This window comes from SAR324 cluster bacterium (assembly GCA_015232315.1).
In the GTDB taxonomy this organism is placed as follows: domain Bacteria; phylum SAR324; class SAR324; order SAR324; family NAC60-12; genus JADFZZ01.
In genome coordinates, this window is the sequence record JADFZZ010000019.1 from 55859 (window position 1) to 77904 (window position 22046).

14 protein-coding genes are annotated in these 22046 nt (G+C 45.5%); 6 read left to right on the plus strand and 8 right to left on the minus strand.

The window, feature by feature from the left end; translation table 11 throughout:
- The first annotated feature begins 101 nt into the window (after positions 1-101).
- Positions 102-935 (plus strand): hypothetical protein, encoded by an 834-nt coding sequence (locus HQM11_13215; protein ID MBF0351986.1) that lies wholly within the window; start codon positions 102-104, stop codon positions 933-935.
- Between the two features lie 7 nt (positions 936-942).
- Entirely contained in the window at positions 943-4557 is a 3615-nt protein-coding gene (locus HQM11_13220) for an MMPL family transporter (protein MBF0351987.1), read from the plus strand.
- A 122-nt stretch (positions 4558-4679) separates the two neighbouring features.
- Here the strand turns inward: HQM11_13220 and HQM11_13225 are convergent, their stop codons facing one another.
- Entirely contained in the window at positions 4680-8552 is a 3873-nt protein-coding gene (locus HQM11_13225) for an MMPL family transporter (protein MBF0351988.1), read from the minus strand.
- A gap of 197 nt (positions 8553-8749) precedes the next feature.
- Between HQM11_13225 and HQM11_13230 the strand changes: the two genes are divergently transcribed.
- Positions 8750-9448: a glutathione S-transferase N-terminal domain-containing protein gene (locus HQM11_13230; GenBank protein MBF0351989.1), complete on the plus strand. Its 699-nt coding sequence runs from the start codon at positions 8750-8752 to the stop codon at positions 9446-9448.
- Between the two features lie 91 nt (positions 9449-9539).
- On the opposite strand, the gene HQM11_13235 is transcribed toward HQM11_13230, so the two are convergent.
- From HQM11_13235 to HQM11_13250, 4 genes are all read right to left on the minus strand, one after another.
- A complete protein-coding gene (locus HQM11_13235; protein MBF0351990.1) occupies positions 9540-9767 on the minus strand; it encodes a DUF4351 domain-containing protein in 228 nt (75 codons plus the stop codon).
- Positions 9768-9836: 69 nt separating this feature from the next.
- Complete coding sequence (locus HQM11_13240) at positions 9837-11930, minus strand: SpoIIE family protein phosphatase (protein MBF0351991.1); 2094 nt, start codon at positions 11928-11930, stop codon at positions 9837-9839.
- Between the two features lie 306 nt (positions 11931-12236).
- Complete coding sequence (locus tag HQM11_13245; protein MBF0351992.1) at positions 12237-13460, minus strand: DUF445 family protein; 1224 nt, start codon at positions 13458-13460, stop codon at positions 12237-12239.
- 40 nt (positions 13461-13500) lie between these two features.
- Positions 13501-14742: a DUF445 domain-containing protein gene (locus tag HQM11_13250; protein MBF0351993.1), complete on the minus strand. Its 1242-nt coding sequence runs from the start codon at positions 14740-14742 to the stop codon at positions 13501-13503.
- A gap of 459 nt (positions 14743-15201) precedes the next feature.
- Between HQM11_13250 and HQM11_13255 the strand changes: the two genes are divergently transcribed.
- A complete protein-coding gene (locus HQM11_13255; protein MBF0351994.1) occupies positions 15202-16440 on the plus strand; it encodes a DUF445 family protein in 1239 nt (412 codons plus the stop codon).
- Between the two features lie 574 nt (positions 16441-17014).
- The gene (gene vanZ / locus HQM11_13260) at positions 17015-17395 is read left to right on the plus strand and encodes a VanZ family protein (GenBank protein MBF0351995.1); all 381 of its coding nucleotides are present in this window, start codon (positions 17015-17017) and stop codon (positions 17393-17395) included.
- A 178-nt stretch (positions 17396-17573) separates the two neighbouring features.
- Here the strand turns inward: vanZ and lnt are convergent, their stop codons facing one another.
- From lnt to HQM11_13275, 3 genes are all read right to left on the minus strand, one after another.
- The gene (gene lnt, locus HQM11_13265; GenBank protein MBF0351996.1) at positions 17574-19115 is read right to left on the minus strand and encodes an apolipoprotein N-acyltransferase; all 1542 of its coding nucleotides are present in this window, start codon (positions 19113-19115) and stop codon (positions 17574-17576) included.
- Between the two features lie 20 nt (positions 19116-19135).
- Entirely contained in the window at positions 19136-20461 is a 1326-nt protein-coding gene (locus tag HQM11_13270; GenBank protein ID MBF0351997.1) for an ankyrin repeat domain-containing protein, read from the minus strand.
- Positions 20462-20656: 195 nt separating this feature from the next.
- A complete protein-coding gene (locus tag HQM11_13275; protein MBF0351998.1) occupies positions 20657-20875 on the minus strand; it encodes a MoaD/ThiS family protein in 219 nt (72 codons plus the stop codon).
- 51 nt (positions 20876-20926) lie between these two features.
- On the opposite strand from HQM11_13275, the gene mobB reads away from it, so the two are divergent.
- Positions 20927-22045, plus strand: a complete 1119-nt coding sequence (mobB, locus tag HQM11_13280) for a molybdopterin-guanine dinucleotide biosynthesis protein B (GenBank protein ID MBF0351999.1) — start codon at positions 20927-20929, stop codon at positions 22043-22045.
- Position 22046: the final 1 nt, after the last annotated feature.

Genomic DNA, 22046 nt, shown 5'->3' on the forward strand with positions numbered 1-22046 from the left:
CTCTACGCATGCCCGGCAGAACATGTTTTTTGAAAAGGAATGGAAGTTATTTTTTGAACGTTCCTAAGAGATGAAACCTGTTTTTTCATAAAGGAAAGTACATGAACTTAACAAAATTTCAGGGCCTCTGCCTACTGTTTCTGCTTTTACCTGTCCAGTTATGGGGGGGCGAATGTGGTGAACTCAACAGCCGTGAAAAAATTGTGAGTTACGTTCGCGAGTCCTTGAAAGCCAACCCGATCTTGCGTTCCCAGTTGAGTGTTTACCTGGAAGTGCAGACTTGTGAAGGACAACAGTGTCAGACAAATGAAAAAATTGAACATGCCCTGCATCTGCTGAAAATGAAAGAGCAGGAACGGATATTTTTTTCCAGGGGACCTCAAACCCCACAGTGTCTGGTGAAAAACAATGACCGCAGTTATGCCTGCATTGCCTGTGATTTCAATCTGAGCAGTGAATGCCGACCTTTTGCGAAATCGGAGCAGGTTTCCAAAGTTCAGGGGACCAATCTGGACATGGACGATTTTCAAAAACTGGTGGATGATACCAGCCAGATTTCTTGTGAAGAAATGGAAAATCCCCAAGGGGTCCTTAAAATCACCAATCAGATTTCCACGCCATCACCGCAATCTTATGACACCATCATCACGTATTATGAACTGGAAAAAAATGTTCCCTTGATGGTGCAGTTTTATAACCAGAATGTTCTCCGCAAGGTTTACCGGTTTTTCCCCAAATACTATGTCAAAATCAACGATCAGTGGCTCGCAACCGTCATCCGTATCCGTTCTGTTGCCGGTGATGAACAGAACTATCTGTTTGAAACACTGGTTTACGTTTCCAAAGACACTCATAACAATTACAGATTGTTCACAGATCCGGCCAAAGATCCCTTGATCAACGGAGTTCTGGGAAATATGTTCAATATGGAATAATGAGGTCATGAAACTATCCTACCTCCCCAACCAATTACTCAAGCATCCCCGCCTGATTCTTCTTGTGTTTGCCGGAATTACAATATTTTTGGCTTATTCCGTAACAGCGCGTCTGTTTGTCCCTGATCAGGGGTTATTGATTGACACGTCTCTGGACAACTATATCAGCCAGAATTCTCGCGCCTATCAATTATTCAATGAAAGCCGCAGAGTTTTTGGAAATGAACAGTTTGTGGTGCTTGCGGTACAACCACCTCAGAAGAAAATGGATCTGAATTTCATGTTGCGGTTGGAACAACTGACTCTTGATCTCGAACAAAAAATCCCTCAACTCCTCAAAGTGCAAAGCCTCATCAATATTCCACGCATGACAGGTGATTGTGCGGGAAAATCCTGGTTTCATCAAAAGAATCTGGGAGACTACTGTGACTCCCTTTTGACGAAATATCAGCAAGGACTGGACTGTTTGCAAAACAAATCTTCCACCCAATCCGGGATTGTTGAACCAGCGTCTCTGGATTTGTTCATGGAGGATCCACTGGATACACCACCGACACCAACTTCGAACAGGTTTTGTTCTCCGGATGTTCTGGAAAAATCAGCAGACATCCTCTATCAGGAAACAGCGTCCGGGGTTGATCAAATCATTGCTGAAATGAAAGGGAATTCTCTCATTGTAAAAGACCTGATGTCGTCTTCCGCCGACACCGCTGGTATTTTGCTGGTGTTCCATGAAAACGCGTCTGTGGATTCAGCACAAATTCAGGGAGAGCTTTCGAAACAGATACAAATTCTGAAGGATGAAGGCTTCACCGCGTCTTATGCGGGACAGTCACGACAGCAATATGAAACTTCGAAAACACTCCGGAATGATTTGCGCAAGATTCTCCCTGTCAGCTTGCTCGTCATGATTATGATTCTGGCCTTTTCCTTCCGCTCAATTCGGGGGGTTCTGATTCCGCTGGGGATTGTCATCAGCGGTACTGTCTGGACAGCCGGTATTTTCGCTTTGACTGGTAATGTGCTCAATCCGCTCACCATGGTGTTGCCGCCACTGATCATTTCAGTGGGCAGTGCCTACATCATTTTTGTGCTGCATCAGTATTATGAGCTATCGGCCAGCATCCAGGAGCCACAACTTCTGATTAAAACCCTGTTCAAAAAAATAGGCCTTCCCTTGCTGGTGACAGCGCTCACAACAGTCGCAGGGTTTGCCGCTTTGGGCACCAGTCCCGTTCCTGCCATTAAAATCATGGGGTTGTATGCCAGTATCGGGGTGGTAATCATTATTCTGCTGTCCCTGACAGTTGTTCCGGCACTGCTCACCTTATTACCCGTTGTCCTCCTCAAAAAAGAATCCCATAACCTGGCGATTCTGGAACCTGTGATTCAACATTTTTCAGTCTGGGTGGGAAAATATCCCCGGTTTTTTATCACCGTGTGGTTGTTGATTGGAATCGTCTCAATTGCCGGACTATTTCAGGTAAAAATTGACAGTTCTACCAGTGCGTTTCCAGAAAACACGCCTGTCATGCAGGATCTGCGCTTCATCGAACAACATCTGGCTGGAACCAACACACTCAGGATTCTGTTTGAAAAAAAACAGGAGGAATCCAAGCTACAAAGTGCGGACTTGATGCGGAAACTGGATAAGTTCCAACAGTGGTTGCTGGAAAATTTTTCAGAACAATCTCTTCAGCCTTTGGCCGGACTTCAGGTGGACAAGATTTATAGCGTGGTGGATCTGATCAAATATCGGTTTCCCGATCTGGAACAGTTGACAGATGGCGAAGTGGAATATTTTTTTGATTTTCTCAAACGTCAGAACGGACCTGTTTATCTGAGCCCTGATCACAAACTACTGCAAATAACCCTGCGGTTGCGGAGTGAGGGTTCCAGTGCCTATCTCCAGTTGCGAGATCGACTGGAACCGGAAGTTCGGCAACGGTTCCCTGATCTGGAGGTTGTGTTTACCGGAAGTGAGGTGCTGGCCAGTGAATCTGTCAATCAGATCGCCGAAAGTCAGGTCAGTAGTGTCATTCTGGCTCTGGTGATCATCTTTGTCATTTTGTCCATTTTGTTCATGGATCCCAAAATGGGGTTGGTGGCCTTGTATCCCAATGTGGTGTCCATTGCGGTGTTTTTTGGTTTTCTGGGTTGGATGTCCATTTCCATCGGTGTCACTATTTCGGTAATTGCCGCAATTGCTCTGGGAATTGGTGTGGATGATACGATTCATTTTTTATCGCATTACAACAGCAATGTAAAACTGCTCAGAAACAAGCGCAAAGCTTCAGAGCAGGCCATTCTTCAAATCGGCCGTCCCGCGACCCTGACCACAGTCTCACTGTCAATGGGATTTCTGGTTTTTGTCAGTTCCGACATGCAGACTCAGGTATTGTTTGGCTTTCTTGTAGCCTTCACACTGGGTGTCTGTCTGCTCGCGGATCTGCATTTTCTTCCGGCAATCATGGTGAATACGAGACTGATCACCGTCTGGGATTATGCGGAATTAAAATATACTCCTGAATTTCTGAGCAAAATTCCGGTATTCCAGGGGCTGACAGTTCGTGAAACCAAAATAGCGACACTGATGGGCTATCCCATTGATATGAAGCCCGGAGAAACTCTGTTTCGGGAAGGCGATATCGGGAACGAACTCCTGATCATTCTGGAGGGGACCATTGAAATTTTCTGGGAAAAGGAGTTTCATCAGCAGGAAAAAGTCCTGGCCACCTTGACGCAGGGAGACAGTTTCGGGGAAATGGGATTGTTCCGCAGCACCCGGCGGGCCGCGACAGTTCGCGCAGTCCAAAACACCAAGCTACTGGCTCTGACCAAAGAGGTTTTGCTGCATCTGAAATCCCGTTATCCGGCAATCGCCTCCAAATTATTTCTGAATCTGTCGTCCAAACTGTATCAGGCGATTCAGAACGCGGATCAGCAAGTCATCGGTCGAACTCATTCCGCCAAGGGGTTGAGTGAATTTTTGCAGAATGTCAATCCTACCGATGAAGAATTGAAGAAGCTGGTGGATAATATCATTCATGAAGCCATTATTACCCAAAAAGCCCGCCAGACACTGGAAAAGCACATTTATGCGGATAATATTGTCAGCGCCATGGAAAAGTTCCATCTGGATCGTTTGCAACAGGCCATTGATTCCGGACAGGTTCTGGAAGAACGTTCTGATCTGAGTGATATTTTTGATACGGTATCCAAACGTGATTATCGCTGGCTGGAATCCCGGTTTGAAATAAAAGAAATGACGATTGATCAGTCGGTCGCTCAGGAAGATAGTCTCCGTAATTATATGGTACTGATTCTGGAAGGCAAACTGGGGATTGTTCAATATGAGGAGGGTCAGACCATCCCGTTGAGAACCGTCTTTCAGGGGGATGTACTGGGAGAGGAGATCTGGGTGTTTGGTGAAAAAACATGGAAGGACGACGTGCTTGTTCTTGAAGATGTCAAACTTCTGTTGATTGACCGCCAAGGCTTTGAAGACATTGCGGAATACAAACAAAAACTGGCGACAAAACTCAGCTACAATCTGGTGAGTATGCTTTCAAACCGCCTGCAGGAAATGAATTACAAACTGTTCCACAAAAGCGTGCGTTGAGTTTTCAGGCCGTCAATACTTCGGCTAATTGAAGGAAGCATCAAATGTCTTCCGCTGGAGGAAATCAAGGCTTGGATTAAAAAAATGGAGAACAAGGAAACCTGACGTACTCTTGTTTGAAATCACATGATTTCTGTCTGGACAGGTGTCAGGTAGAGTTCATCCAGAGCCGTTTTGAGACGGTTACGCTGTTGAACTGTCAGCATGACAAACTTGAGTCCATATTTCCACGCGGGTTCACGGTTAAAACTTTCAGCGACCCGCCCCCATACAATCTGTCCTGCCAATTCGATGGTATTCTGTTCCAGGTATTGATCGAGGGTGGGTTGTCTGAAAAAGATTTCAACCCGAATCATTTGCCCGGTTTCTACATAGCGCCCCAATTCGAGTTCTATCCCTGTCAATGAAATGTTGTTGACCATTCCCGCAAAATGCTGGTGGCTGTGATCCAGATAGATATTGGCGGAGGTGTTGAGCAGATACCGGTTGGCATACCGTGGGCGATACAACTTGCTGGTGGCGGCTTCCAGTCGATTGGACAGCATACACACCATGTTATGCGTGAATTTGGCGGCCAGCTTTTTATGATTATTGACCATGCGATCCAGGTTGTAAACATTCAGGAACAAGGCTTCTGAATCTTCACCGGCAACAACGCTTGCCTGCCGGACCTGATCCTGCCCCAGCAAACAATTTTCTCCAACCAGATCGCGTTCACCGATGGTTGAAACAATCATTTTTTCTCCTACCGCTTCAATTTGGGCAACAAACTTTCCTGACAACACCATCATGATGAAATCGCCCCGATCACCGCGGGAATAAACGGTTTTTCCAGCGGGTATGTGCTTGTGTTCACAATATTCATAAAAGGTTTCTTTTTCCCGTTTGGTCATCCCCTGAAAAATATCGATGAAAATTGGAACATGATCAGACGTGTCCTCGGACTCCCCATCATCCATGGAAGAGTAATCGACCAGATTGATTTCCTTGAGAGCTTTGCCAACCATACGGTGATCAGTATTTTTGATGGAAACAGCCAGGCTTTTTGACAGATTGAGAAACAGTTTGGACGCAATGCCGGGATTTCGTTGCTGAAGCTTGAACAGAATGTCTTCCGTGATGACCAGTAGCCGGGTTTTTTCTGAGGCCTGTGCGGTGGCAGTCCGTTTGGTTTTGCGGAACAAGCCCATTTCGCCAAAGGTTTTTCCTTTGGGAAGCTGTGCCAGAACATTACGTTCCTCATGATATTTTTCATCCAGATAAATGGTGATGTTTCCTTCCAGGATCACATAGAGTTCATTCCCGGATTCGCCTTCTTCAAACAGGATATCATCCTTCTCAAGTTCAACCGTGTAGGCGACAAGGGTCGCGATTTTAGCGTCGGACACACTCATCTTCTGAAACAGGTCAATGCCTTCCAGAAATTTCGCGTCAAATTTAAGTCCCAGATAATCCCAGACGGTGATCAACTGGGTTTCCATCATGATGGAAGGCAGGAAAGTCAGATCGGTGATGAGACAGACAAACAGGGTAAAGGCGGTCAGCGCGCCAAACAGAATTTGCGATTCCATATCCGACATCACAAAAATCGCAAACCCGGTAACCAGCGAAAACGTGGTGTACATCATGGGTTTGCCGATATGCCGGATGGTGACCTGGGACGCAATTTTGTTGTTTCTGATTTTTTTCACATTTTCATTATAATGCGTCAAAAAATGAATGGTGTCATCCACCCCAATCCCCAACGCGATGGACGCAATGACCGAAATCGTGATGCCGACAGGAATTGAAAACCAACCCAGAAGTCCGAAAAACACCATCACCGCGACAACGTTGGGATAAAGCGCAATGACACCCATTTTCCATGACAGGAATAACATGGACAAAATGACAAAAATAATCACCAGCGCGAGCATCACACTTTGAATCTGACTCCGGGCAATGTTATCAGCGGATTCGCTGGCCAAAATGCCGGCACCTGTGAATTCAACCTTCAGGTGGGGAAGAAACTGAGGGATCTTTTTTTCCAGAATATTTTTCAGTTCGATGAAGGCCGTGGAACCGGAAACGGTCATCCGAACCGTGATTTGTAGCAATTCGCGGTTTTCACTCACAAAGGTCGGCAACACGCCTTTCTGAAATTTCTCGAAAAAATGTAGCACCTGATCATCGGTCAGGTTATCCAGTCCGTGACGATATTTGTCCAGATACTCCACGGGCGTATAAACCTTGTCGATTTGAATGCCTTGAATGTTTCCGAGTTCGTTGGGCGCATCCGTTTGCAACAGCCAGGATTTCAATTCTGCCAGACCATACACCGTGTCTGCGGAAAGCATGGACACCGAATTCGTTCTCGGGGAAAACACCAACCGCAGCACATTGGTTCCACCGAGATGTTGTTCAATGAATCGTAAATCCTGAATGATTTCTGATTCTTCGCTGAAATTGGTGCTCAAACTGTTGATTTCAATCCGGAACAACCCCATCAGGGATATTCCGCCAATAATCACCCAGACCAGGATCACGCCTTTGGAATATTCCCGGAGAAAATTGGATTTCAGATGCAGCATTTTATCCAGTATTCCGTATCGGGCAGGATTTCGTTGTCGTTCGGGAATGGGAAACAGGCACATCATCCACGGGGCCAGTGTGAGTGAAAGAATGGTGATGATGGTGATTCCAATGCTGGAGTAAAGTCCCAACTGCTGAATGGCTGGAATCGGACTCACCATAAGCGCGGCAAAACCACATACTGTTGTCAGCGCAGTCACAACCAGGGGCACAGTGATGTGTTCGATAGTCCGTTCGACAATGACCCTGCGTCCGCCTCTGGTCAATCTGGCCTCCGCATAAAACTGGTGAACCACATGGATCACATAGGCACTGCCAACACAGATCAACACCGGAGGACAGGCCATTGTCACCAGATTGAGCTGGTCACCGATCAGTCCGAACATCCCCATGGTCCAGATAGTACCAAGGAGCACAATGACCATGGGCACGATCACACCTCTGAGCGTTCTGAACGAGAACATCAACACAAGTGTGATCATGACAATACTGAGCGGAAGAATACGTTGGAGATCCTGACGGATCAACCGGGTTGCCTCATATTCCTGACGCAATTCGCTGGCATAAGCCATGATCCAGCCATCCTGACGATATTGTTTGAGCAATGCGGTCAAACTGTTCTGCGTGTGTTCATCACCAGGGGTCGCTTCAGGTTTGAACAGGACAATGACGGCGGCTGTTTTTCCATCTCTTGAGATCAGATCCTGCTGAATAATCTCATCTTTACGCAACTGTTCGACAATTTTTTTGATATGGCTTTGAACCGAGTTTTCGAGATCCTGCAATGTTTTCTGATAAATATCACTGGTACATTGCGGACCGGAATGAGTGGATGTGTTCAATTCATTGGACATGGAAGATGGCGCGCCGGGAAGTTCAAAGTCTTCATCAAAAGACAATCCGGGACCCGTTTCAGATAACACATCCACTGACGGGGAGACTTCGAGTTCCGGATGTTCCAGACAATATTTTTCCTGTCGGTACTGTTCCAGAATGGACAGGCACACGGAACCCAGCGATTCTTTATGGAACCATGATTTTCCGGCACAGGGTCCCTGCCACTGCGGTGTGTTGATCAGGCTGATCACCCGTTCCACATTGGGAATGTTGAGGGCTAGATCATGAGTGAAATTTTCCAGCATCAGAAAAAAATCCAGATTCATCTTCTGTGCGTCTTTTTCCGATTGAATGGCAATCATCAAAACTTCTTCGCTACCGAAAATCTTTCGAATTCGTTTGAATTCATCAAAATTTCCTGAATCTCTGCTGATAAACGGTTCCAGACTGCTGTCAATGATCAATTGATAATGATCATCCAGAAGTTCTGATTTTACTTTCAGAAAAAACAGGATGGAAAGCCCCACGCAACTGACAATGATCAGCAGTGGATACCGGTTCAGAAAATAGAAAAAACGAGTCAGCATGGATTTTTTTTGTCAGCAGGAATTCAAATGAAAAACAGGACATGATTGACCTTTAACAAAATGAAATCCTCCTGACAAGCTTTTGCATTGAAACAATGTCCAAGGCATGTCATTAGCAACGTCAGTTGATTCAATATCTGTATCATTGAGTATAAAAACTCAGAGTTCATGTTTACCTTCCTCACCAAAAAGGACTTATGGAACACCCCTCCAATCCACTGATTTTCAAACGTTGGCCACCTAAACATCCTGAACGCATTCAGCTTTATTCCATGGGAACCCCCAATGGACTTAAAATTTCGATTGCACTGGAAGAAACAGAAATACCTTATGAACTGCATCTCATCAATATCCGAACTGGAGACCAGCACACCGAAGAATTCAAATCCATCAATCCAAACTCCAAGATTCCGGTGATTCTTGATCCGCATGGACCCGATGGCAAAATGATCAGTATCATGGAATCCGGCGCCATTCTGATTTATCTGGCTGAAAAATCCGGAAAGTTGATGCCGTTGGATGGCGCCGGCAAAACTGAATGTCTGCAATGGCTGTTTTTTCAGGTAGGACACCTCGGCCCCATGTTCGGGCAGTTCGGACACTTTTATAAATTTGCCGCAGACCAGTGCAAGGATCCTTATCCTGTGGAACGCTACCGGACTGAAAGCCGGAGATTGCTGGCTATTCTGGAAAAGCAACTGACTGGCAGGGATTTTTTAATCCGCAATGAATATACCATTGCGGACATTGCTACATTTTCGTGGGTCAATACCCTGAAAACACATTTCGACGCATCCGAAGCGTTGGGACTGTCAGAGTTTCCAAGGGTTTTTGAGTGGGTGGACCGTTGTATGTCAAGACCTGCTTCCGAACGGGGAAGAGCCATATTTTCCTGAAAAAAATCAGTTGAAGTGTCTCATCCGGAGCAGGTGTCTTTTTTATTGGAATATATCAATGCCTGTTTTCCGGGCGTAATAGAACGAGTGATCAGAACCGGAACAATTCTTCCAGACTTTGAGCGGTTAGAACGCGCTCTGCCAGCGTTTCCAGTTGGAGGAAAGACAACGTACTCAGTTGCGTCAGGTAGCTTGCGGGAATTTCACGGAATTTGATCCGCAATTGTTTTTCCACCAGGGAACGGAATCCTTCAACCCGGCCTTTCTCAATGCCTTTTTCAAATCCTTCATCAATCCATTGTTGGGCCATGGTGGGCATAACGACCTCCTCTAATAGTTCCGGGTTCGGGAGTTTGTGAAATTCTTCAATGAACGCGTCCTTATGTTTTCATGTATGGGGATATCTGAAATTACTCCCATATTCAAACATAGCCAATGTGATGTCATCCGCAGGTGATGTTCCTTGAGTATAAGACTTGAATGAATCCTTAATATTTTGAAAAAAATGTTTCAATTCCAGGTCATTTGAGTTTTGGAGTACCTCCATAAAATACTTCCTGAATCTGTTTCCATCCCCAGTCACACTGTCGGTCAAACCATCTGTGAACAGTAATAAACGGTCGCCATGAGATAGTTGTAACTTGTTTTCATGTATGGGGATATCCGCGATTACACCCATCAATAAACACGTTGCCTCCAGTTTGATCATCTGTTGATCTTCGGAACGTATCAGTATCATTTCTGGATGACCTGCATTGATATAACGGCATTCTCCTGACGGAGAGATTCTAAACAGAATCGCCGACATGAAATGGTCCATTGGTGTATGAGTGAACAAATTATTGTTGATATGATTGGCAATCATGGTGAGTGAGACGTCCTCATCCATTTGCTCAAGCAACATCTCTACCAGAATGGTGAGAAATGCTGCTGAAATGCCATGTCCGCTGGCATCCCCCAGGAAAAAGAAAAAGTCCCCATTGCGAGCATGATGCGAATAATAAATATCACCTGAAATCTGTTCCAGCGGTTTGAACCACAGGTAATGTTCTACAAATTCTGCATTCACCACAGGTTGAATGATGCTTCCCTGAACTTCACCAGCCAGTTTTAAATTGTGAAGCATCTCATTGTTTTTATCCGACAAATCTCTGGTTCTGAGACTGATTCTTTCTTCCAGTTCGGTGTTCAAGAGTTGGTAGTCTTCTGTCAGAACAACTAATTCCTCATTGCGATGGACAAGTTCATCGGCCAATTTGACGGCCTTGCGGTGAATGCGCCGATTGTTGATGGCCAACACCAACCCCTGAAAAAAAATAAATACCACAAAACCATTCTGACTGATAAAAGGTCTGTTCAATTGGTGGAGGTCAATGCTGATATCATGCAATGCTGCGGCAAAGAAAATCAGAAATCCCCAAAGCAGGATTCCAGCGGTCTTCTCCCGGTGATGGAGCCATACATAAATGAGTGTTCCCAACATCCAAAGCAGTGACAAACCCACCAGCACATAGAATATTTGGGGAAGCACACGGAAATGAATAGAGTTCATGCTCATTAACCAAGTGGCACAAACCAGTAACAGAAAATCGATTTCCAGAAATCTGGCCAGAAAGTTTAAGACCTTTTCTGTCTTAACAAAAAGAGTGCGAATATACCTAAGCAAACAGAAGATGACCATCATTCCGGAGGAGACTCTGATTTTTGGATAAAATTCGAAATGATCGAAATCAGAAAAATAGAGTTCAAGAATATGGTATCCCGTTATTGACCAGATCATGGTTAATAAACACGTCAGCCCCATCCATAACGCACCGCGGTCATAATTGTTCAATCCAAACAATCCCAAATGATACAGCCCCATAATCAGCAATATCCCCAAAACCAAACTGTTGAGGACAGACTTGGTAACAATCAGTTGATGCATGGATGAGCTTGTTCCCAATATTGGAAGTTTATATGGCCCACCTTGATGATGTGCATAATTACTGATCTGCCAAAAAATCTGTATTTCCGGCGCAGGATTCACAGTCAGCACCTGCTGAAAGACCTTCGGTTCGGAATTTATCGCGTTATCACTGATTTTTCCAGAATTGAACTCCATCGAAAGAGGAATACCCTCCGCATTATAAATCCTCATTCGGGCAGAACTGATCGCCAAGCCTGTCAGGATTTCCAGATGATCATGCTGATATGGAAAGGATTGGGGAAGCAGAACACGAAGCCTGTAGGTACCAAAACCATGTGTGGGCAGGAAATTGTGAGGATTGGAATCCCAGAATTCGGGACTTACGTAATAATCTGGTAGTATGTTTCGCCCCAAACCATCTGTCTGGCCGTCAACCCATTTACCCCAGTACAATTCCCACTCCCCTGCCAGTGTGACAGGATTATGATGTTCCAGTGTGATATCTCTCAGATCCAGAATGCCCTTGACTGCGACAGGCGGTGGACCCGCAAATCTTTCTCTGAATGTTTCCATGACGGCTAATCCCATTCCCAATGAACAAAAAATGAGAAATGCCAGAATAGTGTATTTAGGTCTAGACAGGGGTTGCGAAAATTGAATAGACCGGTGACGAACATCGTGTGGCATGCGGATTCTTTTTGTCATAAGCCTTTCGTCCCACTATCATCGAAACAGCAAGGACGACCATCGGCATGGGTATATTTATTTTAAATTGTAAAAGTTTGCTCGTGCCCTTGTCCAGTGGGGCACGTTATCCATCAGGCGAAGCTCTGCTTCGCACTCACCGGAGGTGGCTCGGAGAAATGACAGGAATAGAGATCAGAAACGTCCGGAAAACATGACAAGGAGTTGAAAAAAGCCCACGGCCACACCCAAAGCACCCCCAACCATGATCAGAATCCATTCATCTTCCTGAAACGCGGGGCGTAATAATCCGATGAATTCTTCAGCGGTAAGCTGTTTCATTTTTTCACGCAGGATCGTTTGGATATCCATAGCTTCCTCGGTGTAGGCATGTAAATGGCTGAGTCCTTCCGGTAAATGTTCCAGCACCTTGTCAACAGCCATTTCTTTCATCTGGATATAGCGGTGGGTTCCCATGGTCAGGGCAATGAATGGTTTGGTGATGCCTGTTGAACTGTCAATGGTTCGTTTGACATGACGCTGGATCAATTTGAAAAGCTTGTCGGAGGATGGCCCTTTCAGGATGCCTTCAATGATATTTTCAGGATTCAGGATTTCCGACGCGATCAGGGCACCATAATCTGAAGCCACTTCCTGTTGTCGTTTGATAAAGAGTCCCTGAATGGTCCATGGGCCAATTTTAATGGGATTGACAGGTTCAAAGATCATCTTGAGAGCCAGCCAGTTGGTGGCGTAACCCACAATGAAACCACAAACCGGAAGTTGCCATTGGCCTTTGTAATAAATCCAGATCACCATCTGGATACAGCCAAATAAAAAACCGAAATACAAACCTGAACGTTCAATAAATTTAAATTCCTTGTGCCCGACATCCTGAAACACCTTGTTCAGCAGTGATCGATCCCGAACCAGAGAGTCAATGATCATGGCTTTGAGATCAAAGAGATCGCCGATATGTTCCTTGATTTCGGTCATGGTTCGCGCGATGACATTCGGTGCGTCATTCCGGACACGTCTGAAAATTTCATCCTTCACCATCAAGGGCAACATTTCCCATAATGCGGGAGCCTGTTCAATCATGATATCAGTGGTCAACGTTTCAATCAGAACCTCCATGGTCGGTTCCATTTCTTTGGCGACACGTTCAGGGTCCAGGCGGTCGAACAGTTCTTCAACACTGATCAGTTTGGTGGTCATCAAATCCACAGCGATGGATGCCATTTTTTCCGCTTTCCGGGGGATGATGCCCTGCCAGCCAAGAAAGGGTGGAATTCCCCAGAACGTGAGCGGATAAAAGGTCATCTTGATGGCAACAAGATTGGTGCCCCAGCCCACAATGGCACTTACAAAAGGCATACTGACATAAAGCCAGAAGTCTTCGTTATTAAAGGCATCCATCAGCAGTGTATTCATGATAAGAACTCTCCGTATTCAGGCTTTATGAAAACATGACAAACAGTTGGAAGAATCCAACGAACATTCCAAGGATGGCTCCAACCAGAATCAGAATCCATTCATCTTCCTGAAAGGCGGGACGCAACAGATTGACAAATTCTTCCGGAGTAAGAGCCTGCATTTTTACGCGCAAGGTATTTTCAATATCCCAGGCTTCTTCCGCATAGACATGCACATGCTTCAGACTTTCGGGTGTGTGTTCCATGATATGATTCACCGCGGAATCTTTCATGTTGATGTAATTTTTGGTGCCAATGGTCAGGGCGATGAAGGGTTTGGTGATGCCTGCGTATTGATCAATACTCCGTTTCACATGGCGTTGAATCAAATGGAACAGTTTGTCGGAGCTTGGACCTTTCAGAATTCCCATAAAGATATTTTCCGCATGCAGGATTTCCTTGGAAATCAAGGCACCATAATCCCCCGCGACTTCCTGTTGTCGTTTGAGAAACAATCCCTGAATAATCCATGGTCCGAATTCCCTGCCTAAAATTTTATAGGGGCCAAAGGTTGTGGGTTTGGCGGGTTCAAAGATCATTTTGAGAGCCAGCCAGTTGGTCGCGTAGCCCACGATCAGTCCGCACACAGGCAACTGCCAGGAACCTTTATAAAAAATCCAGAGAATCATCTGAATCACTCCAAACGCGAAGCCAAAATAAAAACCGGAAATTTCAATGAATTTGAATTCCTTGTTGCCGACTCTGAGGAAAATTTCATTCAGCAGTTGTTTGTCTCGCACCAGAGAATCTGTCACCATGGCTTTCAAATCAAACAATTCATTAATGTTGTCCTTGATTTCCTGCATCATGGTGGCAATCACCGTGGGTGCTTCATCTTTGGCTCTATGATAAATTTCATCCTTGACTCGCTGGGGAATCATTTCCCACATGGAAGCGGCCTGTTCCATCATGATCTGGTTGGTGATGGTTTCAATCAGGTTGAGCAGAGCAGGTTCCATTTCGGCGGCTACCCTTTTGGGATCAAGCCTTGTAAAAATCTCCTCAATACTGATCAATTTGGAGGTCATCAGATCACAGGCCAGTGACGCCATTTTTTCAGCTTTTCGGGGAATGATTCCCTGCCACCCCAAAAACGGAGGTTTGCCGATAAACTCCAGAGGATAAAATGTCATTTTCAACGCAACCACATTCGTGCCCCAGCCAACAATTCCACTAATAAACGGCATGGATACGTACAACCAGAAATTTGTCCAAAATTCACTCATAATCAACCTCCGGGAATCAGCAGGTTCAGAAATATAAAGGTACAGGAAAACAAACATCGAACCGGAATCAGAGGTTCCCGGCTTCCTGTTGTTCCTGATGGGAAAAACATTCTTTCCACAGCCTTCGTAAAGACAAAAAAATCAGGTTTTTTTCAGGTGACGAAGGGTGGTGTTTGTTTCCTGTATAATTTTTATGGAATTGTCAACAGTCACAGTGAAAATAATCAATAAGATCTACAGAATCGCCATTTTTTCAGGTTTGACAGAAGAAGTCTCATAAATATGCATAAATGAGGTTGATGTTCTGAATTTAAAATGCAAGAAGGTATGAAAGAGATGAAAAAATATTCTTTTTTCATTTCGTCTGGAAGTTTACGAAGCAGTAAATGCTACGTTTTATATCCGGTGTTGCCTCAATTAAAGAAGGTTTTAAATAACTTAAATCAATACGGAGTCCTTATGTTAGAAACAATTCTATCAATAGTTAACCATCCTGAATTCTGGTTATATGTTTCGATGCCGTTTACCAGTGCCATCGTGGGATGGGGAACCAATGTACTTGCTATCAAAATGATGTTTTATCCTATCGAATTTTTGGGAATTCCGCCCTTTTTGGGATGGCAGGGAATTGTTCCGGCAAAAGCCATTAAAATGGCTAAAATCAATGTAAAAATGATGACTGAGAATTTGATCAGTGTGCAGGAAATGTTCAGAAATCTGGATCCCGCCGGAATGGCGAAGGAATTGGAGCCACTGATGGCCACCATGACTGAAAAAATCCTCACAGAGATTATGGAAGAACAGTCTAATACCTTATGGGAAGCGTTACCTCAAAGGGCAAAAGATGAAATATATAAACGCGTCAGCAAAGATTCACCGGAAGTGATTGCACAGGTGCTCACTGAATTTACCGATAATATCGATGAACTGTTCGACCTTGAAAAAATGGTATTGGACACTCTGGTTCGAGACAAACGACTGATGGTTGAAATGTTTTTAAAGGTTGGTGAAGCGGAATTTAAATTCATTGGAAATTCCGGTTTTTATTTCGGATTTCTCTTTGGCCTGATTCAGACTGGAGTCTGGTTTGTCTATCAGGCCTGGTGGGAGCTTCCACTCGGTGGTCTGCTGGTGGGATATCTCACCAACTGGTTGGCTCTGAAAATGATTTTTGAACCCCTTGAACCCAAGAAAATCGGGCCATGGACCTGGCAGGGTTTGTTTTTAAAAAGGCAGGATGCCGTGGCAATTGAATATTCCAAGCTGGTTACCAAGGAAATTCTTAATGCCGACAATATTATTGAAGCTGTTGTTCGAGGACCAGCGTCTGACCAATTGTTTGAGATTATCAGTCGCAATGTTAAAAAAGCCATTGACAGTTATGCGGGTATGGCAAAACCCTTTGTACAGATGGCCGTGGGAACAAAAGGATATATCACCATGAAGTCACGTGCCTGTGATTTGATTATCGCAGAAGTTCCCAGGTCCTTGAGTCTGGTTACAGACTATGCCACCGAATCACTCGCCATTGAAAAAACTCTGGTTGAAAAAATGAGAGAGCTGACACCCACACAATTTGAAGGACTCTTGAGACCGGCTTTTCAGGAAGATGAATGGATTCTGATTTTAGTAGGCGCTGTTTTAGGTTTGCTTGTCGGCCTGGGACAACTCTTTTTTATGTTTGGTGGCGTTCAATAGAAGGCTATGGTCATCGTTTCGCCATTGAGTGGCGCAAGCTGGGCAGGACAATACCGGGAAGGTGGGATGGGCAGTGGTTCCGTTTGATGATGTAAAGTCATATAAATCATTGAATTAGGCATAAGGGACATTGCTGCTCAGTAAGTTGCATAAACTTCCTCTGAAAAAAATGCGAGCTGTGCAGGTACTTTTTTTTTGCCACAAAGTACACAAAGAACACAAAGTAAAAAAGGGAATATGCACCAGAAAACTTGAAAATCAGGGTTTTACTGAGGACTTCATTTATATAAAAACCTTTTTATTCGTGTTCTTAGCGTTCTTAGCGGCTCATTTTCAAACCACCTGCACAGGTGGAAACTTTTTGGCTTATATAAAAAATCATAATAATTTCAATAAATTCAAAAAACTGAGAACTGAAAGCTGAGAACTTACCACTGTCGAGTGATTTATTACTTGGAAAAAGACCATACAAAAATACTTTACATCAAACGGAACCACTGCCCTCATGTTGAATCAATTCTTTAACAGGTGGATGACTTACGGGAAAACCCATTACTGGCTGGGCAGTGTGCTCATGTCCGTGGGCATTTTCCTGCTTTCTTCATGGTCCCAACCACCCACACCGCCCATAGATATTCCCTTTTATGACAAATGGGCACACATGATCCTGTATGGTGCTCTCAGTGTCATGTACCTCAACACCGCGACAAACGGATTCACTCGCCTGTCGTTTCAGCGAATTTTCGTGGCATGGATGGGATGTGTCCTGTTCGGACTTTCCGATGAATGGCATCAGTCTTTCGTGCCGGGACGTTACAGCGATGTGCAGGACTGGTTAGCTGATGTTGCCGGAGCCTCATTGATTATTGGCATATGGTTTGTGAGAAACCGGCGTAATTTTTCGAGCTGTGCAGGTACTTTTTTAGCAACAAAGTACACGAAGAACACAAAGTAAAAAAGGGAATATGCACCAGTAAACTTGAAAATCAGGGTTTTACTGAGGACTTCATTTATATAAAAACCTTTTTATTCGTGTTCTTAGCGTTCTTAGCGGCTCATTTTCAAACCACCTGCACAGGTGTAATTTTTCACAAACAGGAATGACAAAGGGATAGTTTTCTTTTTTTGAAGGTTTAATAGCCTCCTCGCCACCAGAACTGCCTCAACACAAAAATGACAACAACCCCCAATCCCAGCAAATATAAAAACCAGTTTCCACAGCGCGCATACAACGAGGCGATTTGCGGAACAGGCACAAGCACGTTGCGGGCGGCCTGAGTCATCAATTCCGTTTGCGCTTTAGGGTCAGTCTCTCCGGTGGGGCTCACATAGCCGCTGATTCCTGAATTACTCACCCGGATCAGCGGCATACGAAATTCCACGGCCCGAAATTGTGCCAGTGCCCAATGGAGCCAGGGTGCTCTTGTCAGACCAAACCAGCGGTCATTGGTCATGTTGATCATGAGGGTTGGCTGACCTCGTTCAAAATCACGTATCATGTCCGCGAAAATGGCTTCATAGCAAATCAATGGAATGGCGTTTACCTGTGAATTGATGCGAAATGTTTGAGGGGTATCTCCCGGAATATAGCGTAATACACCGGGAAACCATTGCCGCAATTCCGACCATTGGTTTTCGAACGGCAGATATTCCGTAAAGGGCACAAGGCGGCGTTTGGCATAATGCTGTGCCACAACCTGGCCCGGAGCAATGAGATGTGCCATATTGTAATAGGGCTGTCGACCATCAGGCATGGTTTGCGTCCGTTCATAGACATAGCTTGAAACCATTGCCAGTGGTGTCTGCAATTCCTCAACAAGCTGGTTGATCTGCTGTTGCTGGCTGGTTTTCTCAACCCATGAAAAAGGCACAGGAATTTCAGGCCACAGGATCAGATCCATTTTTTTCTGAGAGTGAGCCAATTCTCTGGTCAGTTCCAGAGCCTCCCTGACATTTCCTGAACGTTCGAGATTGGGTTGGATCAATCCCACCTGAAGGACGGGTGTTTCGGGATGATTCATCGCCTCATGAATCTGGTCGATCCTGAAAGTTCCCCAGGTCCACAGGCTCAGCATCAACATTCCACACAGGATCACGGGAGTTACACAGAATTGACGCTGATGTACCCAATGCCATACAAATCGTGAGAGCCACACGTTGATCAACACCATCAAAAACAGTAGCATTGGAGTTCCACCCCATTCCAGCGTCTGTAACAATACAGGAACACGAAACTGGGAATGTGCCAGATTTCCGGGGAACAAGGAGGGAAAACAGGAAACAGGCAGAACATACAACGCGGTCAACAGAATACAATTCAGTGTGCTTCGCAGGCCACCGGACAGATGAAATAATAAGCCATACAAGGCATAGGGCAGGGACATCCATAAACAATAGAGGCACACACCAGCCCAGGCAATCCAGGGAGGTATTTTCAGAAAATGATGCAAGGCAGGAGCGGCCCACCAGAGATTAGTCAGCCAGATCAGCCAACCCCAGAGTCCGCTATACAACCAGATGGTGCGACGTGGAATTTCAGCCATTCCATAATGCAAGGGCACCAGTGCCACCCATGCCAGCCATGACACATCGCCACCCGGCATAGAGATCGTGTAGCCCCAAACGGAGAGAACCAGACATAAAAGTCTGGTCAGTTGAGAAGGAATAAAAGACATGACGGCAGTGCCGGGATGGTTTAAAACAGCCAACCCGTTGTGATCAGAAAGTGTATCCCGCCCACGGCTGTTTCCGCATCACTGCCTATCGCGGCCGTTGCTGAGGACAGTTTGAACTGGAGTCCCAGATTGAAGGCCCGGTCTGATCCAATAATCCAGTAGGCTCCACCATCGAGCCAGTATCCTGTGCCGGTACCTGAGGCGTTGCTCATATCAATCACCTGATCACCGCTCACTTCCAGTTTGCCTTCGGCCATGGAGGCGCCTCCGCCAACATACATATGCATGTTGGTAAAAGTATCAAACACCTTATGCACGCCAAGATTGATTTCATTGGTGGTCAGAAAAATACGTTGTTCCATCGTCAAAAAAGTCGCACTGACACCGGCGCTGGCCGTCAGATATTCGAGGGCAACACGCACCGGCCAGGTTTTTTGTCCAAAATCCAGTTGGAATCCCAATTCCTGTTGCGAGTCCAGCGCTTTCAGGCCTGAGATGGCATATTCATTATTCAGGGTTTTTGTTCCAAACACGACACGGACATTCCCAACCCAACTGCTTTCCTCCTCTTCGGGATAGGCAGAAGGGGACGATGCCGCGGCTTCGGGTTCTGGTTGTTCAGCTTCGGGTACAGAACTCAATATTTCAATAATTTTATCATTTCCGATGCTTTTGGCGATCGCCATCGCGGTGTAGCCATCTTTGGTTTTTATCTCTCGATCGGCTTTGGCATCCACGAGAATTTTGACCGCCTCTTCGTGTTTTTCCTGTGTCGCGAACATCAGAGCGGTCCAGCCATCCTTGTCCAGAGCATTGATATTTGCACCTTGCTCAATCAGACTTTTCAGTTCCTGAAGATCATTTTTATAAGCGGCAAGCATCAGTTTAGTGGTTCCCTGTGGGTTGACAGGATCATCAATCCTGCTCACGATTGCCGTGGAGGGAACATCCTTAGGCGTGAGCAGATCCACCACGGCCTGGTGTTTCTGGCTTTTGGCAATCATCAAGGCGTTGACACCATTTTGGGTTTTAATTTCTGTATTAGCCCTGGCCTTGATCAGCAAGGAGGCGGACTCAACGTGTCCTTCCTGAGCGGCATACATCAGAGCCGTCCAACCATCCTTGTCCTGCAAATTAAGATCAGCGCCCTGACGGATAAATTTTTTGATGGAAGCCTGATCATTGCTGTAAGCCGCGGCCATCAATCGGGTGGTTTTATTGGCCTTGTCAATCAATTCGTCGCCAGAGCCTCTGGCCTGAATTGCTTGAGGCAAAAGAAGCATCAACGCAAATAATCCCGGAATTATTTTCCGAAACGAACACAACTGCATGATTTTTAATAACATAGACTATCCCTATCCAAATGTTTCATCGAAAGTATTTACGTGTTCTGTAACGAAACTAAGGCCTTAGCACAAGACTCTTTTGCTACGCATTTAAAAACACAGAGGCCGGACACAACCCGCCAGACAGAAGTTTACACACCTCAGGAATGGATACCATTTGCATATTTTGAAGGTTCAGGCCAGAAATATCACCTTTCAGCCACCGCTGACCGGAGGAATCAGACAATATTCCTGATCTGGTTGAAGAATAGAATCCTTGTGGACATAGTCTTCATGGTGCGCCAACCTGGTATAGGGAAGAAGTCCTGAGGCCTCCGGAAAATCATGGGCGAGTTTCCGCATCAACCCCTTGGCGGTGAGTCCCTCTTCCACAGTGTAAATGAACGGGTTTTCAGGAAAAATTTCTCTGAACATCGCAAAACCAACCAGTGTAATTTTCATAAAGTTCTCTTTGAGGAGTATGGCATGATTCAAGACTTGACAGATCCTGTGATGAACATTGTCGGATTTTCAGGTTCCGGCAAAACTGTTTTTATTGAAAAACTGATCCCATGGTTCAAAGCTCAGGGATATGCACCCGCCTATCTCAAACATTCGGGACACATCCACAACTTTGACACACAGGGCAAAGACACGGCACGACAATTTGAGGCTGGAGCGGTTTTTTCCAGTATTTTTTCAGACAGCCAATGGAGTTTTCATGGCCGGGGGACTATAGATGAAATTTGGCTTCAAAGCAATGCCGGAACAGATCTGATTCTGCTGGAAGGATACTCAAAAAGCAACTTTCCAAAAATTGTAATGGTTCATGCTACGTCCGGTGTGCCGGATGAACTCCACTGGCGGTTGATTCCTGAAGACCCGGCGTTGGTTTGGGCATATCTGACAGACACACAACAGACTGCGGATGTCATCAATGAAACCACCGAAATCCAGATAGCGTTCTGTCGGGATGATATTGAGCAGATAGGCGAATATCTTTTGAGACGTTGGCATTGGTATTGTCTCCATAAAACCAATCTCAACGGAGCGGTATTTGTAGGTGGGAAATCGAGCAGGATGGGTGAAAATAAAGCCTTGATGGATCACGGCAAAGGCCCCCATGCCCAATTTTTGTTTCATCTGTTGTCAGAAACACCCGGCCTCGAACTGGTTGTGTATTCTAACGCACAGCCCCTGTTTGAACTGACGGGGACCTGTGTGGCGGATCAGTTTGTTGAAAAAGGGCCGATGGGTGGATTAGTGAGTTTGTTTTCGTATGCCCCGAATTCCGCTTGGCTAGTGCTGGCCTGTGATCTGGCAAAACTGGATATGGAACTGGTGGAGTTTCTCATTCTGAATCGCAATCCCTTGAAACTGGCAACGGTTCTGGTCAATCCCTCTCAACAAATGGAACCATTGATGGCCATTTATGAACCCCGTATTCGTTTTGCCATGGAACAACACTTGTTAAGGAACCGGCTGTCTCTCAGTCAATGCCTGAATGGCGCGGCGGTACAGCGAGTGGATGTTCCAGAGTCCATGCTGGATCAGTTGACCAACATCAATACTCAGCAGGAACGCCAACAGGTTCTGCCGAGATAAG

Excerpts from the sequence above, each read along its gene's own strand:
- HQM11_13215 (MBF0351986.1), top strand. The coding sequence starts at position 102 with ATGAACTTAACAAAATTTCAGGGCCTCTGCCTACTGTTTCTGCTTTTA.
- HQM11_13220 (MBF0351987.1), top strand. The coding sequence starts at position 943 with ATGAAACTATCCTACCTCCCCAACCAATTACTCAAGCATCCCCGCCTG.
- HQM11_13225 (MBF0351988.1), bottom strand. The coding sequence starts at position 8,552 with ATGCTGACTCGTTTTTTCTATTTTCTGAACCGGTATCCACTGCTGATC.
- HQM11_13230 (MBF0351989.1), top strand. The coding sequence starts at position 8,750 with ATGGAACACCCCTCCAATCCACTGATTTTCAAACGTTGGCCACCTAAA.
- HQM11_13235 (MBF0351990.1), bottom strand. The coding sequence starts at position 9,767 with ATGCCCACCATGGCCCAACAATGGATTGATGAAGGATTTGAAAAAGGC.
- HQM11_13240 (MBF0351991.1), bottom strand. The coding sequence starts at position 11,930 with ATGGAAACATTCAGAGAAAGATTTGCGGGTCCACCGCCTGTCGCAGTC.
- HQM11_13245 (MBF0351992.1), bottom strand. The coding sequence starts at position 13,460 with ATGGATGCCTTTAATAACGAAGACTTCTGGCTTTATGTCAGTATGCCT.
- HQM11_13250 (MBF0351993.1), bottom strand. The coding sequence starts at position 14,742 with ATGAGTGAATTTTGGACAAATTTCTGGTTGTACGTATCCATGCCGTTT.
- HQM11_13255 (MBF0351994.1), top strand. The coding sequence starts at position 15,202 with ATGTTAGAAACAATTCTATCAATAGTTAACCATCCTGAATTCTGGTTA.
- vanZ (MBF0351995.1), top strand. The coding sequence starts at position 17,015 with ATGTCCGTGGGCATTTTCCTGCTTTCTTCATGGTCCCAACCACCCACA.
- lnt (MBF0351996.1), bottom strand. The coding sequence starts at position 19,115 with ATGTCTTTTATTCCTTCTCAACTGACCAGACTTTTATGTCTGGTTCTC.
- HQM11_13270 (MBF0351997.1), bottom strand. The coding sequence starts at position 20,461 with ATGTTATTAAAAATCATGCAGTTGTGTTCGTTTCGGAAAATAATTCCG.
- HQM11_13275 (MBF0351998.1), bottom strand. The coding sequence starts at position 20,875 with ATGTTCAGAGAAATTTTTCCTGAAAACCCGTTCATTTACACTGTGGAA.
- mobB (MBF0351999.1), top strand. The coding sequence starts at position 20,927 with ATGATTCAAGACTTGACAGATCCTGTGATGAACATTGTCGGATTTTCA.